The sequence below is a fragment of the Streptomyces sp. DH12 genome (assembly GCF_020873895.1).
GTDB lineage: Bacteria > Actinomycetota > Actinomycetes > Streptomycetales > Streptomycetaceae > Streptomyces.
Genome location: NZ_JAHWGT010001220.1, coordinates 1 through 435 on the forward strand (window position 1 = coordinate 1; position 435 = coordinate 435).

Sequence of the window (435 nt, forward strand, 5' to 3'; positions counted from 1 at the left end):
GCACCCTCTTCGCCTTCGCGCTGGTCAACGTCGCCGTCGTGGTGCTGCGCCGCAGCCGCCCCGACATGCCGCGCTCCTTCCGGGTTCCGCTGTCCCCGCTGCTGCCCGCCCTCGGCCTCGGTTTCTGCCTCTGGATGATGGGCAGCCTGTCCACCGTCACCTGGGTCGTCTTCGGTGTCTGGATGGCCGTCGGGCTCGTGTTCTACTTCCTCTACGGCTACCGCCGCTCCCGGCTCGCCGCCCCCGCCCCGTCGGAAGCGAAGTGAACGACCCGCAGTGCTGAACGATCTCGACGAACGCATCGTGCACGCCCTCGCCGAGGACGCCCGCCGCTCCTACGCGGACATCGGCCAGCTCGTCGGCCTCTCCGCGCCCGCCGTCAAACGGCGCGTGGACCGGCTGCGCGCCACCGGGGCCATCACCGGTTTCACCGTG

General features: G+C 71.0%; 2 protein-coding genes. Both read left to right on the forward strand.

Annotated features, from left to right (window positions below; all coding sequences use genetic code 11):
- Positions 1-266 (forward strand): amino acid permease C-terminal domain-containing protein (locus LPA54_RS39335; protein ID WP_306806636.1); only part of this gene is annotated, 266 nt, incomplete at its 5' end.
- Between the two features lie 10 nt (positions 267-276).
- The coding region (locus LPA54_RS39340) for an Lrp/AsnC family transcriptional regulator (protein WP_228985186.1) at positions 277-435 on the forward strand (159 nt) is incomplete at its 3' end.